Annotated in this window: 16 protein-coding genes and 1 other RNA gene; 6 read left to right on the forward strand and 11 right to left on the reverse strand. The window is 63.6% G+C overall.

The genetic code is table 11. The annotated features are described in order from the left end of the window. Position 1: 1 nt before the first annotated feature. Positions 2 to 1753: a GGDEF domain-containing protein gene (locus Y882_RS18710; RefSeq protein WP_052949613.1), complete on the reverse strand. Its 1752-nt coding sequence runs from the start codon at positions 1751 to 1753 to the stop codon at positions 2 to 4. Positions 1754 to 2047: 294 nt separating this feature from the next. On the opposite strand from Y882_RS18710, the gene Y882_RS02415 reads away from it, so the two are divergent. Continuing rightward, the gene (locus Y882_RS02415) at positions 2048 to 2311 is read left to right on the forward strand and encodes a hypothetical protein (RefSeq protein ID WP_156171304.1); all 264 of its coding nucleotides are present in this window, start codon (positions 2048 to 2050) and stop codon (positions 2309 to 2311) included. Positions 2312 to 2354: 43 nt separating this feature from the next. On the opposite strand, the gene Y882_RS02420 is transcribed toward Y882_RS02415, so the two are convergent. From Y882_RS02420 to ssrA, 6 genes are all read right to left on the reverse strand, one after another. Continuing rightward, positions 2355 to 3122 (reverse strand): bestrophin-like domain, encoded by a 768-nt coding sequence (locus Y882_RS02420; RefSeq protein WP_046970287.1) that lies wholly within the window; start codon positions 3120 to 3122, stop codon positions 2355 to 2357. A 177-nt stretch (positions 3123 to 3299) separates the two neighbouring features. After that, on the reverse strand, positions 3300 to 3695 hold the full coding sequence (locus Y882_RS02425) for a DUF6228 family protein (RefSeq protein ID WP_046970288.1): 396 nt from the start codon (positions 3693 to 3695) through the stop codon (positions 3300 to 3302). A gap of 165 nt (positions 3696 to 3860) precedes the next feature. Next, entirely contained in the window at positions 3861 to 4802 is a 942-nt protein-coding gene (locus Y882_RS02430; protein WP_244466172.1) for a hypothetical protein, read from the reverse strand. A 404-nt stretch (positions 4803 to 5206) separates the two neighbouring features. Continuing rightward, positions 5207 to 5533 carry a hypothetical protein gene (locus tag Y882_RS02440; RefSeq protein ID WP_046970290.1) on the reverse strand — a complete coding sequence of 109 codons (327 nt, stop codon included), beginning with the start codon at positions 5531 to 5533 and terminating at the stop codon, positions 5207 to 5209. 272 nt (positions 5534 to 5805) lie between these two features. After that, positions 5806 to 6273, reverse strand: a complete 468-nt coding sequence (locus tag Y882_RS02445) for a pilin (protein WP_046970291.1) — start codon at positions 6271 to 6273, stop codon at positions 5806 to 5808. 603 nt (positions 6274 to 6876) lie between these two features. After that, positions 6877 to 7228, reverse strand: a transfer-messenger RNA (tmRNA) gene (gene ssrA / locus Y882_RS19125). A gap of 110 nt (positions 7229 to 7338) precedes the next feature. Between ssrA and Y882_RS02450 the strand changes: the two genes are divergently transcribed. Then, entirely contained in the window at positions 7339 to 7851 is a 513-nt protein-coding gene (locus tag Y882_RS02450; protein WP_046970292.1) for a GNAT family N-acetyltransferase, read from the forward strand. Here the strand turns inward: Y882_RS02450 and smpB are convergent. Continuing rightward, on the reverse strand, positions 7843 to 8334 hold the full coding sequence (gene smpB / locus Y882_RS02455) for an SsrA-binding protein SmpB (protein WP_046970293.1): 492 nt from the start codon (positions 8332 to 8334) through the stop codon (positions 7843 to 7845). The genes Y882_RS02450 and smpB overlap by 9 nt on opposite strands. 82 nt (positions 8335 to 8416) lie before the next feature. On the opposite strand from smpB, the gene Y882_RS02460 reads away from it, so the two are divergent. After that, the gene (locus tag Y882_RS02460) at positions 8417 to 8848 is read left to right on the forward strand and encodes a type II toxin-antitoxin system RatA family toxin (protein WP_046970294.1); all 432 of its coding nucleotides are present in this window, start codon (positions 8417 to 8419) and stop codon (positions 8846 to 8848) included. Then, positions 8841 to 9122 (forward strand): RnfH family protein, encoded by a 282-nt coding sequence (locus tag Y882_RS02465; protein ID WP_046970295.1) that lies wholly within the window; start codon positions 8841 to 8843, stop codon positions 9120 to 9122. The genes Y882_RS02460 and Y882_RS02465 overlap by 8 nt, the downstream gene beginning before the upstream one ends. 16 nt (positions 9123 to 9138) lie before the next feature. On the opposite strand, the gene Y882_RS02470 is transcribed toward Y882_RS02465, so the two are convergent. Then, a complete protein-coding gene (locus Y882_RS02470) occupies positions 9139 to 9597 on the reverse strand; it encodes an outer membrane protein assembly factor BamE (protein ID WP_046970296.1) in 459 nt (152 codons plus the stop codon). A 76-nt stretch (positions 9598 to 9673) separates the two neighbouring features. On the opposite strand from Y882_RS02470, the gene fur reads away from it, so the two are divergent. Next, positions 9674 to 10090: a ferric iron uptake transcriptional regulator gene (gene fur / locus Y882_RS02475; protein ID WP_046970297.1), complete on the forward strand. Its 417-nt coding sequence runs from the start codon at positions 9674 to 9676 to the stop codon at positions 10088 to 10090. Positions 10091 to 10446: 356 nt separating this feature from the next. Here fur and Y882_RS02480 read toward each other — a convergent pair whose 3' ends face one another. Further along, positions 10447 to 12042 (reverse strand): MASE1 domain-containing sensor histidine kinase, encoded by a 1596-nt coding sequence (locus Y882_RS02480; protein WP_046970298.1) that lies wholly within the window; start codon positions 12040 to 12042, stop codon positions 10447 to 10449. A gap of 115 nt (positions 12043 to 12157) precedes the next feature. Here Y882_RS02480 and Y882_RS02485 point away from each other — a divergent pair, with 115 nt between their 5' ends. Beyond that, the gene (locus Y882_RS02485) at positions 12158 to 12793 is read left to right on the forward strand and encodes a response regulator transcription factor (RefSeq protein WP_046970299.1); all 636 of its coding nucleotides are present in this window, start codon (positions 12158 to 12160) and stop codon (positions 12791 to 12793) included. A 229-nt stretch (positions 12794 to 13022) separates the two neighbouring features. Here Y882_RS02485 and recN read toward each other — a convergent pair whose 3' ends face one another. Further along, entirely contained in the window at positions 13023 to 14693 is a 1671-nt protein-coding gene (recN, locus tag Y882_RS02490; protein WP_046970300.1) for a DNA repair protein RecN, read from the reverse strand. Positions 14694 to 14736 lie beyond the last annotated feature (43 nt).

Below are 14736 nucleotides of genomic sequence, written 5' to 3' on the forward strand. Positions count from 1 at the left end.
TTCAGCTCTCTTCCGTTTCGATGCGGTCGCGGCCGTTGGACTTCGCACGATAGAGCAGGGCGTCGGCCTCGCGCAGCAGTTCATCCACCTGCAGCTTGGCCCCGGTCACGCGTTGCGCAAAGGCGATGCCGATACTGACGGTGAAACCGAACTGCCGGCCGTCGGTGGCCGCGATGGTCTGCACGCGCAACTGATCGCACAGCTTTTCGGCCAGTGCACGGGCGTGCATCACCGCCTGCACGCGCAGCAGTATCACGAACTCCTCGCCACCGAAGCGGGCCACGATATCGTCGGCACGCACGGTTTCACGGCACAAGGTGGCCAGCGCCACCAGGGCCTTGTCGCCGCTTTCGTGGCCGTAGGTATCATTCACCCGCTTGAAGAAATCGATGTCGAGCATCATCAGCGCCACCACCGGATCGCTGCCGCGCTTGTCGGCCAGCAGCACGCGGGCGCGGCTCTCGAACGCGCGGCGGTTGAGCAGGCCGGCGAGCGGATCGGTTTCGGCCATGGTCTGCAATTCGCGGATCAGGCGATTGCGCTCCTGTTCCAGTTGGCGGCGCTTGAGGTCGTTTTCCTTGAGCACGTGGAGCGCGGAAAACAGGTCCTGCACCTCGCTGCCGTAATGCCCGTGGGGGATTTCCGCCGTCGTATCGCCTGATGCCACCGCGAGAATGAAATGCTGTGCCTCCGCAAAGGGGCGGATGACCTTTTCGTGGAAGCGCCAGATCATCATCACCAGGAACGCGGTCAGGGCGACGGCTGCAAGACCGCTGGCCAGCAGATAGAGGAGGTGCCGGTGCAGACTCTGGTCAATGGTGGCACTGGCCAGGGCCAGCGCGTCGTCCCGGAACCGGTCGATCGGCGCGACCAACGGGCCGTAATGGTCAGACAGCTCCATCAGGGTGGCATTGGAGCCCGACGCACGGGTGGCCTCCTGGCGCAGTTCGTTGAGTAGAACCACCGCCTCACCGTAATAGCGCCGGTCGAGTTCGCCATAGTCCTGCAGCAGGTCGGGCGGCAGCACCCGCATGCTTGGCACCAGCAATTGCCGCAGCTGCTCGATCTTGCCCATGCTTGCGGCGATCTCCAACGCCTCCTGCTCGGTGAGTGGGCGATGCTTGACCAGCGACGGTGCGAACTGTTGCGCGACCAGGCCAGCCTGTTCCCTCAGCAGACCCGACAACCGGGCCACCAGCAGATAGCTCTGCACGTCGGCATTCTCGCGAATCACGCCGGTGGTACCGACCTGCGCGATCGCCGACAAGCGGGGAATCACTCTGACGATCTGGTTGAAGCCTTCGACAATCTCCGTATCGGTGTGCGCGACATGCTGCATGGCGTCCAGCCCTTGCCGCGCCTGGACCAGTTGGGTCCGGACGCTGCCCCACGCAGGGGCAAGCGCCGCACATTGGTCGCAATCGGGGTCGTTCAGGGCGGCGCCCAATGCGTCCATCTGCCGATCAGTCAATCGCCGCGTGTCGTCCAATACGATGCGCCACTTGGCGGCTTCCGATTCCTCCAGCATGAGGACGCCAACGGCCGGCCGACGCTCGCGCGACACATCCGCCATGGCGCGCAAGGCGGCCTGGACCACCGTGAACTGCTTCTGCGCTTCACGGGCGTCCCGGTAGCCGCGCCATTGCAAGGCGAACTGCCACACCATCACCCCCACCACCATGAGGTAGAGGGTGACGACGATGTAACGAAACCGACGGTTGACGGATTCGTTGTGCGGTGCCGGTGTTGGCATGGGTGCGCGTCGTCGGAAGCAGGGAAGCCATGGAGGACGGTCATGGCGCCGTCCCGCCATGCCACGGTGGACCCATCTCCCCTGAGAGTTCCGCCCGTTGCATGCGCACAGTCTCGGCGGCTGCTCGTGACGACTTCGTGGGCGGGCTTGGTTCCCCGGCCGTAAACGGCATGATCGCGTGCCAGCCGGGGGCCGGAAGGCTACGCGCAGGTGCATCCCGACGAGGATCGTCCGCCCGAGCCTGTTCGGCGCTACATTCCAAGCCGCCCATCCACGCGCTCAAAGGTGTCGACCATGGCTCACGAGTTCACACCGGCAGATGCCAGGGCGCATGCCTGCTCTTACATCCTGCTCAGCCTGCTGCAACGCATGGATATGAAGGAGCCGGGCCTGATCGACGAGCTGATCGCCGGTGCGGAAGGTGATTTTGCCGCCTCGCGCGAGCAGGGCGAATTGCCGCCCGCCGTGCCGATGATCTTCCGCGAAGCCATCGCCATCCTCACCCGAGCCAACGCGTACAAGCGCAATATGGCGGTGAGCGCCAACGATGATGAGTAGCGGGCGCCGCACTCGACGTTTGCCGGGCAGCCATGACACGCACCTAAGGCGAGGGCAGTGAAGCCATCAGGGCCTGCAGGTTTTGCGGCGCGACGCGGATAAGCCCGCCACGTGGACTGTCGATGTCGGCGATCAGCATCAGCGACACGGCGACCACCAGTGGCAGCACGGTGAGGAAGAACGGCTCCGGCAATCGCCGCCCCGTGCCCACGCCAACCAGCACGTTGCATCCAAGTGCGATGACACCCATCAGCAGCCAGGCCGCGATAGGTATGCGATTCCACCAGGCCGCCTGCGTATAGCCTTCCGAATTCAGCACGTCGTTCATGCCCGCCACCACCAGAGCGGTAATCGGACTGGGCCGCTGTTCGGCCGACGGGACCACCGCACTCCAGAGCTGCGACTGCAGCTGGGCCTTGCGCGCCGCGAGCGCAGGCAGCTGGCTACGGTCAGTGGTCTCGTAGAACGTGATGCGATGCTTCAGGTATGCCACCAGCAACGGCCGCAACTTCGAGGCATCAGCCGGCGCAATTAAATCCAGCCGCACGTACTCCGTGCCGATGGCATTGGCTTCCGCTTCTTCAAAGTTCTTGCGCTGGTCGTAGCGACTGATCGCCATGGAAAAACTGAAGCCGATAATCAGGCCGAGCAGGGTGAGCGTGGCGCCTTGCACCACGTTGAACATGTCGCGCGACTCCGCCTCCGCCAGCGGCCGTCGCCGGGTCCACCATGCGCCCGTGTGCGCAGCGATCCACATGGCAATAAACGAGATGACGAACACCACCAGCGGGTGGTTGATCGCGAAAGTCATGGTGTGCCCCCTCCGGCAAATCGCGCCTGCCGGCGACCGGCAAACGCGTGGTGGTGATCCTCGCGAGCGGGAAGTGAAGAAATTGGATAGTGGCAGCCCAGACACTGCATGGCGCCGCCATCGCCGCCAAGTCCTCAACGGGCGGGCGCCTGCCGAATCCCAATGATCGCCTGTTCGCTAGACCTCAGCGTGCTCAAAAAAGTGACGCGCAGCCTGCGCAAGACCAGGCAATTGCCCCAGTTCGCTGGTGACACCCGCGGAAACTCGCCACGCTTCGCTACTGCCTGGAAGCCCACTCAGCGTTACCAGGAATGTCACGGCGCCACCGGAGCTACAGCTCGCGGAAATCTGGAACTCGCCCTCGAGCGTCGCCCAGGACCTCACGCCTTTCCAGGGCAGTTCGTTGGTCGCCAGGCTCTCCATCCACCGAGCCAACCCATCAGGGTCGGTGAATGCACAAACCCACTGAGTCGCCGTGACACCGCGCCCCTCGATCTCCACGACGAACTCGTCGCCACGGCGATCGAGAAATCGAACTTCTCTATCCGATGAACTTGAGCGTATGGAAAACATCCCAACCTTCCCGACTCATCTTGACGTCACTGACGTGGATTGACCGCGAGTGTCCGAAATTTCGAGTCGGAGTTCACCCGTTATTTTGACGAGCTTGGCGATGCCAACACATCCGTTTGGGCCAAGTGACAGGACGTGCGCTCTGAGCACTCTGCAGATTTGTGGTTAGTGCACACCCGGGCTCGCTGCATCCGCCGGCGTCGCCGCCTCGGCCGCCGCCCGCTTAGGTGTATCAAGTGGACACCAGCTCTTGAGCCGCTTGCCCTCACGATACAGATCAATGCACTCACGCATCTCGGCCTTGAAGGCCAGGTCAGGCGTATTTACCGGGCAGCCCGACGAAAGCGGCTCGCCCGCCTTGTACTCGTCGATACAACTAGATAGCGGCGGCCCCTTGGGTGGATTCGGGTTGTCGGCCAGTGGTGCCGGCGGCAGATTGAGGCGCTCATCGCGATCCTTGGACGAAGCAGGCGGCGGTGGTGCGCCGCATAGCAGGTTGGTCGCCGTGCTGCTCTTGGTCGGATCGCAGACGCTTTTGGCCACTTCCTTGATCACATCGCCGATATGGCGTCCCACGGCACCGCCAGCGGTCTCGTTCGGTGGCGGGAAGTATTTTTCGAAACGGGTGGCCTTGTACTGCATGTGGTTGCTGTCGTGCTGCATGATCTGGCGATCGTCGGCCGGCTTGGGCGGTTCGGGCTTGGTGTTTGCCGTAGCCGAAGTGGCATCCGTCGCCGATGGCAGGTGCACGGAACCATCCTTCGCGAACAGACTTGTGGCGGAGGGCATGGCCACGGAGGTCGTCGGCGCAGGCGTCGTCGCGTGATCCTGCACGACCATGGCGTCACGACGCGTTTTTTCGTGCGTGATTGGGGGGGCGCGGGCAGCCAACGCTGGCTGCGGCGGAGCGGGCTTTTCGGGCTGCGCGGATGGCTCCGACGCCGGCACAGGGCGTGGCGTCTTGGGGTGATCGATCAGACGCACGATCAGCGCCTGCTCGTTATCGACGTTCGCCAGCTCGGCCTGCTGCGGCTTGGGCTGCATCTCCAACCACAGGGCCAGCGCGAACAATGCGTGCAGTACGCATACCAGAGTCAGCGCAAACACGAGCGTGGGACGGGTTAGCGGCGGTTGTCGCCAGCGTTTGCGACCCAGGGATTCACGTGTTTCGCTGTCGAGTAAGGCCAGGCCGCGCGCACTATCCCCCTCCTGTCGATGTCGGACCTGCCCAGTACGCTTCATCACACCCCTACCACGCCAATGACGGAACGAAACATGCGCATGCCGTCAGCGCGTGTTGCGACAAGCCTGATTAGACAGGTACTTTCAGTCAGGGTTCCCCCGGATCCGCGTCGGAAGAAGCGCAAGAAAGAGCGGGGCGCGCGCAATCGATGGAATGGCTTCCACGCAAGCAAAAAGCTCGGCGCTCACTCGCGGGACTTGATCGTCTTGGGCGAAGTGGGGGCAGGGCGAATTTCTGGCTTGCTGGATTGCACCTCCAGCGCCAACTCCTACCGTCCCATCCACGCATAGTAGGCAAGCGCCACCACAAACATCAGCAAGGCCATGGCACTGAAGAACGTGGCAACGACCCGCCACAGCGACGCGTCTCCGGCGTTCACTGCCTCCTCTCTTTTCCAGCAGGTCCTGACCAGGTATCCGCAGAAGACCATCAACAGGACGTAGATGCCGATGGATCCGGGCTCCGACTGCAGAAGCAGGGGTAGGTGACCATCCTGGCTGACCGCTATCAACGTGAGAGTGGCGGTGCAGAACATCACGGCGGAGACGATCACCTTGCCCAAGGTACGCACGCGCAGGTCAGTGGCCATCGTCATGGAGGCGCCTCGACGGGTTGGATTGTGACGTCATGAATATACGTCGCGCGCCAACAAAAAGGCCCGGCGATCGCTCGCAGGGCCTTCGTCATTTGGGTGGAGAAACCGCACTCCTTGAGCTGTATCAACGCTTCGCGAGGGTGACTGACCTGACGTCGAGCAAAGCACACATCCGGACGAAGTTCGAACGCGCGACCGCCATCCGCATGCCCATCAAAGGCGAGCATGATCGGGCAGTCGAGCGCGCCGAGAAATCGACTATTGGGCGCCCATCAGCGGCAGGTCTGAGGCAGATATTGAAGAGGGATGCCATTGATGTTGCGGTCGGTACACACCCATTGGATCGAGCCATTGGTGATTACCGCGGAGAACCCCAGCTGAAGGCCGGCGATGGCGGCATTGGCCTGTTGCCCATCTGTATTGTCGAAGTGCACCAGAACGTTGCCGGGCCGCGATATTGCATCTACATGGCCCACGTACTTGCCCGCATAGGCATTGGAACTTTGCAGACCTGCCTCAGCTTCCGTGGTCGGAAATGCACCGGTGCTGTAGTAGTACTCCGCGACTGCGAGCTTCGGGCCTTCGGATAGCGTAAAGGCTTCCATCACCTGAGTTTTAATCACGTAATTCTGATACGCAGGTATCGCAATGGCTGCCAGGATCGCGATGATCGCTACGACGATCATCAATTCGATCAAAGTAAAGCCCGCCTGCCGATGAGTGTTCCTATAAATTCTCATATGCCCCCTAGCACTCAAGAATTTGGCCCAGTTGAAAGGTGATGCGCATGGTTCGTTGCAAGCGCAACGAACCCGGACTACCGAAGCTGGCGCACCGTTACGATGCTCTGTGTAAAAGATAGATTGACGGCATCCTGCTATCGGCCATCGAGCAAAGACCTTGAATGCGTGTCGATCGTCCTTTGCACGAAACCATCCGGTCCGAGGCACGCGAGCGTTCGAAATCCCGTGGGTGCCACGTACCATGCGCGGCGGCGACGATAGCGATCGCCAGAGGGACGAACAACTCGGGCCAACTGGAAATGTGACGTCGCTATTGGAAACGAAGCTTTGCCTGCGGGGCGGTCGCGCCTGTAACAATTTTTGTTATCCATCGCGACAGCCGCCGAATATGGAGTCAACTCCATTCGGTGCATCTGCATGGAATCGGTCGCGACAAACGCGGCACCGCCGAGCAGCACACGACGAGTCCGGCAAAAGCGCTGTCGTAGCGCCGCTTCTTTCGGGCTGACCAAGAACTGAGCTGGCCACGAACAAACCAGACCAACGCAGACACGCCAAAGAAAAAGCCATCTAAGCATTGGATTGCTTAGATGGCCCGATTGGTGGAGGTGGCGGGAGTCGAACCCGCGTCCGAAGGCGCTTGACGCCCGGTACTACATGCTTAGCTCGCCGTTAGATCTCATCCCGCGACAGCACAGCGTGCAAAGCGCATCGAGGGACCAGCCTGCTTGATTTAGCCCTTACCGACAGGCGGCAGCTTCGGGCGATCTCGTGATAATGACCCTACATCCACGAGCACGAGCACAAGTGGGTTCGGGGCTAGGCCTTAAGCGGCCAGAGCGTAGTTGTCGTCGTTGGCAACTATAAGTTTGCGGCTGGATTAACGAGGAAAGCTGCCCCCTCGGCATGCACCAAGCTATCTCACTACCCCCGTCGAAGCCATGACACCCCCGGGGAAACTGAAACAGTAACTGGTCAGCCAGTATATGTAGGCAGTAGGCATTTCTACAAGCTGGCATGACGCCGCTATGGTTTGCCCCATCACCCCCGAAAGGAACGGCCATGGTCCGGATACGTCAGGCGGTGTTGCACGATGCAGGTGTATTGACGGATTTGCGTTGCGCGTTCCTCGAGGAAGAGCTCAAGCAGCTGCTGCCGGAGGGCTTTGCCGATCATTTGCGCGGCTGGATCGAAGAAGCCATGCCCGAGGGCCGGCTGCTGGCCTGGCTGGCCGAGGTGGAAGCGCGGGTGGCCGGATGCGTGATGGTGCACCCGTATACGCACCTGCCATCGGCTTATTTTCGCCAGGGCGTGGGCTGGTACGTGCTGAACATGTTCGTCAAGCACACCCATCGACGCCAGGGCCTGGCTACCGCCTTGCTCGCGGCGGTGGGCGCGGCGGCAAGGGCGCAGGACATCGATTCGCTCAACCTGCATTCCACCGGCGCCGCGCACTGCATCTATGAGCGCTTTGGCTTCGGCACCTCGGTGGACGCCATGAACATGTCGCTGCGCGACGACGCGGTGGGGATTTCCGAAGGCGAGCCGGGCTCGTGGCGGAGGATGTCAGGCTAGCTTGTTGTGCGAACGCATGGTGCGCTGCTTTTCGCGCTGCCAGTCGCGTTCCTTTTCCGCATCGCGCTTGTCGTGCGCCTGCTTGCCCTTGGCCAGGCCGATTTCCACCTTCACCTTGTTGCCCTTCCAGTAGAGGGCCATCGGGATCAGCGTGTAGCCCTTGCGCTCGACAGCGCCGACAAGGGTGTCGATCTCTTCGCGATGCAGCAGCAGCTTGCGCGTGCGGCGGTCATTGGCCACCACGTGGGTGGAGGCGCTGATCAGCGGCGGAATCGAGCAGCCGACAAGGAAAATCTCACTGCGCAGCACCACCGCGTAGCTGTCGCCGAAGTTGATGCGGCCGGCGCGCAGCGATTTGACTTCCCAGCCTTGCAGCTCGAGTCCCGCCTCGAAGCGTTGGTCGATGTGGTACTCGTGGCGTGCGCGCTTGTTCAGCGCAATGGTGCCGCCCGAGCTTTTGTCTTTGTCCTTAGGCTTGGCCATGTCCGTTAAACTTCGGGCTCATTGCCCTGATGATGGTCCCGTCCGTGGAGGGACTGAAGATGATGCTCAAGAAGAGGCTGAAGTGATCGAGATCCGCCGCAGCGCCCTGGTGCGATATTCGCCGGCCCAGATGTTCGATCTGGTCAATGACGTTGAAGCATACCCAAAGCGCTTCCCCTGGTGTGTCGACGCTCAGGTGATCGAGCGTGGCGAGGATGTGCTGGTGGCGCGGCTGGATCTCAAGTACATGGGGTTTCGCCAGAGCTTTACCACGCGCAATTCCACTGTGCGACCCAGCCGTCTGCATATGAGCCTGGTCGATGGACCGTTCCGCAGCCTGGACGGGCTATGGGAGTTCATCGCGTTGGGCGATGCCGGTTGCAAGATTTCGTTCGCGCTGGATTTCGACTACGCCGGCAAACTCGGTGGTGCGGCCATCAAGCTGGGCTTTCAGGGGCTGGCCAGCCGCATGGTCGACGACTTCTGCCGCGAGGCGGAGCGTGCCTATGGCTGAGCAGGTCACCGTCGAGGTGGTCTTTGCCGAAGCTTCGCGCCGCTGGCTGCGCAAGGTGAGCTTGCCCTCAGGCAGCACCGTGGCGCAGGCCATCGAGGCGTCCGGCATCGTCGGGGACGTTCCAGGACTGGTCGTGGATCCGGCCCGACTGGGCATCTTTTCCCGCAAGGTGGGGCCGGAGCACGTGGTGGGCGAGGGCGACCGGGTGGAAATCTACCGGCCGCTCACCCTCGATCCGAAGGAAGCACGCCGGCGCCGCGCCCACGAGGGCTGACGCCGGCCGGCGCGTCTTAGTGACCGTCGTTGCCGTTGTTGCCGCCGCCGTTGTCGCCGCCCTTGTCGCCACCGCCGGTCGACTTGTCGCCCTTGGTTTCGTCCACCGGGTAGCTGGCGTGGTACTTCTTGGTGTCGTTGACCAGCTTCTGCGCGTCTTCGGCGAAGAAGTCGCCCTCGGTGCGCACCAGCACGTCATTATTGAAGGTGAGCTTGAGCGAGCGCACCTTGATGTCGCCACCGCGGTGCTGCTGGGTGGAGACGTAATTCCATTCGTTCTGGCTGAAGGGCGAGTTGACCGAGGGCGAACCCATCAGCACCAGCACCTGGCGCTTGGTCATGCCGGGCTGCAGCTGATCCACGGTTTTCTTGTCGAGCAGGTTGCCCTGTTGCACGTCGGGGGTATAGATAAGACGGCAGCTGGCCAGCGAAAGGGCCAGCATGGCAAAACCCAGCGTGCGAATCAGCTTATGCATGCGTGTTGCGTCCGGATCGTAAAGGTGTCGGATGATACACTAACGGCCTCGTAGCGCCGTGTGCGTGGAGTTTGCTATGGAACAGGAAACGAAAGAGCTGCGCAAAGCCGGTCTGAAGGTGACCCACCCCCGCATGCGCATTCTGCAGATCTTCGAGGATGAGGAGGCCCACCATCTCACCGCCGAAGACATCTACAAACGCCTGCTGGCCCACCAGGAAGACATCGGGCTGGCCACCGTCTACCGGGTGCTGACCCAGTTCGAAGCGGCCGGCATCGTCGTCAAGCACAACTTCGAGGGCGGCCAGGCCGTCTACGAGCTGGACCGCGGCAAGCATCATGACCACATGATCGATGTGGACAGCGGAAAGGTCATCGAGTTCGTCAGCGAAGAGATCGAGCGCCTGCAGTCCGAGATCGCCGCGCGCCACGGTTACGTCATCGAGGATCACAGCCTGGTGCTGTACGTGCGGCCGAAAAAAGGCGGCAAATAAGCGAGTTGGGCGGGGAATTCGGAATCCGGAGGCCGGCGCGGAGACGTAGCCGGCCTTTTTCATGGCTGGAAAGCGCGGCCGATATAAAATCTGCGCGCATAAAAAAAGCCGCGGGAGGACTCCTGTCCGCCCTGCGGCTTGATCCGTTACCGGATGGCTCCTAGGAGGGCGAGTTGCTCGCGCGTCCCGGTACTGCCACCGATTCCGGCGGAACGGCATCCTGCCGTTCTTCTTGCCCACCGTCCCCACGGTTGGCAAGGCTCACCATCTTGCGATGGTGGCTCCCCCACATCGATGAATCCAGCGTAACGAACCCTTCACACCTCGGGTATCGGAAAATTTCCTATGTAACGATCCTAAGTGCGAGCTACGTCACCAGTTTGTGTGTTGCTGCGCAACAATATTCGAAGATGAACGCCCTGGGCCTCCGGCCGGACCCGGAACAGGCCACCCAGCGAAGTCACCCGATCGCGCATCCCCTGCATGCCGCGGCCGCCCCGGGGCATGCGGGCCGGCAGGCCGATCCCGTTGTCGCGGATGTCCAGCAGGGCCAGCGCCACGCCCTGCCGTTCGCCGATGCGCAGGCGCAGCTGGAAGGTGTCGGCATGAGCGTGCTTGACGGCGTTGGTCGCGCTTTCCTGCACCAGGCGATAGACCACGGTGCGGGTGTCGTCGTCGAGCAGGCGCGGGTCGCCATGCAGTTCGGTGCGATAGGCCACGCCCGCGGCGTTGAGCAGGTCGCGGATCGGGCCCTCGTCCAGCGCGCGCAGCAGGCCGAATTCGTCGAGCACGGCGGGGCGCAGGTCGTCGAGCAGGCGGTGCAGGGCGCGACGCATATGGCCGAGGATGGCGTTGATGGAAATACCGATATCGTCCATGCCGGCCTGGGCCAGCCGCGATTGCGCCAGCTTCAGGTGGGTCTGGATCGCGGTGAGGTTCTGGCCCAGTTCGTCGTGCAATTCGGCGGCCATGTGGCGGCGCTGGTTTTCCTCGGTGCGCAGGTTGCCGCGCGCGGCGTCGCGCAACTGGCGGGCGAGATGATCCAGGCGTCGGTTCACCGCGGCCAGATAGACGTTTTGCTCGGCTACGCGCTCGCTGCTGCGGCGTAGCGCGTCAGTCGCCGAGCCAAGCATCAACGCACCGGTTCCGGCCACCGCCAGGAACAGTTCGCCGGGTGCGCCCGGTGAGCCGTGCCCCGAGAGATGGTCGACCAGGGTCATGCCCAGGCTGGAAATCAGCATGGCCAGACTCGCGCCACGCCAGCCATGTCGGAACGCAAAGAACAGCACCGGCGCCAGCGACAGCACGCGGGCGAACTGCGGCTGCGGCGCCGCATGCGAGGACAGCACCAGGAGGATGGCCAGCGACGGCAGCAGCACCAGCAGGCCGTCCATCAGCAAACGCCCCAGGCCGCGCTTGTCCAGCCGGGCGCGCAGCAGCATCACCAGCAGCGGCACCACCAGCAGAACGCCCACGTAGTTGCCCAGCAGGTCCTGACCCAGCGCCTGCATCATCAGTTCGGTGGTGGGGCTGGCGTGGACCAGCGCCATCAGCACGGCATCCGTCGCCGTGGTGGCCGCCACGGTGAAGGCGGCCGACAGCAGCAGGCGAGCCACGTCCTCGGGATCGCGCAGGCTCGCATGCAGGTTGGCGCGCCGCATCAGCCACAGGCAGGTGGCCACCACCAAGGGCTCGGGCAGCTCGCCCAGCAGAAAGCCATGCCAGCCCATCGGCTGCGGATGGACATAGGAAATCAGCCCGCTGGCGGCAAATTCCGCACCCAGCAGCCATGGCCACATGCGCATGGGCGCCAGCAGCAGCGCGCCGAAACGCAGGCCGTAGGGAAGCATCCAATAGGGTTGCTCGGTGGGCCACAGCAGCAGCCAGAGCAGCAGATAGCCGATGCCGAGCAAGAGGCTGGAACCGGGCAGTGCAGGGTGTTTAGGTCGCATGCGGTCGATGTTACATGGCGTCGGGAGGGCGTCCAGGCGGCCACTGGCGTGCTTTTGGCCGGGCGCATGCGCAGGGTGATCGTCAACCGCCCCGCAGGCTGCTATACATGCGTTCATGTACAGCATTGTCCTGGTCGATGACCATGCCATTGTCCGCGAGGGGTTCAAGCGGCTGATCGAATTGGAACCGGATCTGGAGGTCGTGGCGGAATGCCGCTGCGCCGACGATGCGGTCGAAGCGGTCGGCACCTGTCGTCCCCATCTCGTGGCACTCGATCTCTCGCTGCCCGATGGCAGCGGGCTGCCGTTGATCGAGCATCTGCGCAGCGTGGCCGTGGACACCCGCATCGTGGTGCTGAGCATGCACGACGGCGAGCCGTACGTATCCGAAGCCCTGCGCCGCGGCGCCAGCGGCTACGTCACCAAGGGTGTCGCCCCGGAAGAACTGGTCGCCGGCCTGCGTGCGGTGATGCAGGGCGAATGTTTTCTCAGCTCCGATCTGCGCAAGCGTCGCGCCGAGCGGCCGAGCGAATCGCGCGATCCCATCCATCGCCTGACGGCGCGCGAGCGCGAAGTGTTCCTGTTGCTGGCCGCCGGTCGCGCACCCAAGCAGGTGGCCGGTGAGCTGGGCATCGGCCAGAAAACCGTCTACATCCACCGCGCAAGCCTGATGGGCAAGCTGGGCGCCGGTTCGGAATTGGATCTCTACCGCATGGCCGCCGAGCGCGGGCTGTTGCCGCGCAAGAACTGATTCGCCAGTCAATCGGTGCCGCGATTGTTGTAGGAGCGCACCCTGTGCGCGACCACCCTACGGAGCGATAGCGCCGCGACGCTGCGGTCGCGCACAAGGTGCGCTCCTACAGAGGTGGCAGGTGATCTTGTGGGAGCGCACCCTGTGCGCGACAAACCTACGGAGCGCTAACGCCACGGCGCCGCAGTCGCGCACAGGGTGCGCTCCCACAGGTGTCCGCGCGACCTGATTAAACCTGCGCCCGCTCCAACATCTGCTTCGCATGCGCCCGTGTCTCGCGGGTGATTTCCACACCACCAAGCATGCGCGCCAGTTCATCGCGGCGACCATTCGCATCGAGCTTCTCGATACGCGTACGCGTCGATTCGCCATCGCTGTCCTTGCTCACCCGCAGGTGCGCGTGGCCTTGCGCGGCGACCTGCGGCAGATGCGTGACGCACAGCACTTGGCGTTGTGCGCCAAGCGCGCGCAGCTTCTGCCCCACCACTTCGGCGACGGCGCCGCCGATGCCGGTATCCACTTCGTCGAACACCATCGTGCCGACGGTGTCCTTGCCCAACGTGGCCACTTCGATGGCGAGGCTGATGCGCGCCAGCTCGCCGCCCGAGGCCACCTTGCGCAGCGCGCGCGGCGGCTGGCCGGGGTTGGCGCTCACCAGCAGTTCGCAGCGTTCGCGGCCCTGCACATCGGGATCGCCTTCGTTGGTGGCTTCCAGCTCCACCACCAGCCGACCGCCGCTCATGCCCAGCTCACCCATCAGCACGCTGACTTCGCCGCCAAGGCGTTCGGCCGCCTGCTGGCGCGCCTGGCTGAGCTGGGTGGCCTGTTCGTCGTACTGCTGCTGCAGCCGCGTGCGTTGCTTGGCCAGTTTTTCCAGCGCGTCGCCGGCGCCTTCCAGTTCGCTCAATTCAATGCGCAGCGTGCCGGCCTTGTCGTGCAGCTCGGCCACCGTCACGCGATGGCGGCGCGACAGTTCGTGCAGGCGCGTGAGGTGGGTGTCCACTTCCGCATAGCGATTGGGATCGAGGTCGACGTCGAGCGCATAACGGCCCAGGCCGTCGGCCGCTTCGCTGAGCTGGATGGAGGCGTTGTCCAGCAGCTCCAGCAGCGGGGCGAGGCGATCGTCCAGCGCGGCCAGCTTGCTCATTTCCAGCTGGGCACGGCCCAGTGCACGGCGCAGCGCGAATTCGCTCTCGCCGTCGAGCAGTTCCACCACACCGCCAGCGCCTTCGGCCAGCCGGCCGGCATTGGCCAGGCGCTTGTGGCTGGCTTCCAGCTCGGCCAGATCGTCGGCGGGCAGCGCCCACTTTTCCAGCTCGCCCAGTTCGTGGCTGAGCAGTTCGATGCGCTGCTCGCGGTCGTCGCCGCCGCTGAGCTTGCGGATGCGGTTGCCCAGCTCGCGCCACTGTTGCGCCAGCTCACGCACCTGCGACACCAGGGCTTCGTTGCCCGCGTAGGCGTCGAGCAGCTCCATTTGATGGGCGCGCGAGAGCAGGGCCTGGTGCTCGTGCTGGCCGTGGATTTCCACCAGCAAGGTGGCCAGCTCGCCGAGCTGGCTGGCATTGGCAGGCCGGCCGTTGATCCAGGCGCGCGAGCTGCCCTCGGCGCGGATCACGCGGCGCAGCTGGCAGCTGTCCTCTTCGTCCAGTTCCTCCCGGCTCAGCCAGGCGCGGGCTTCGGGCAGGTGGGTCAGGTCGAACTCAGCGGTGAGTTCGGCGCGGTCGCTGCCGGCTCGGACCATGCCGCTGTCGGCGCGCGCGCCGGCCAGCAGCATCAGCGCATCCACCAGCAGGGACTTGCCGGCGCCCGTTTCGCCGCTGACCACGGTGAGGCCAGGGCCGAAGGCAATCTCGGCTTCTTCGACGACGGCAAAATGACGAACGTAGAGCGAGGTGAGCATGGGTGGCGGCGTGATTGAGTCGGGGGATTGTAAGGGGATGGGG

The organism is Dyella japonica DSM 16301, assembly GCF_001010355.1.
GTDB lineage: Bacteria > Pseudomonadota > Gammaproteobacteria > Xanthomonadales > Rhodanobacteraceae > Dyella > Dyella japonica.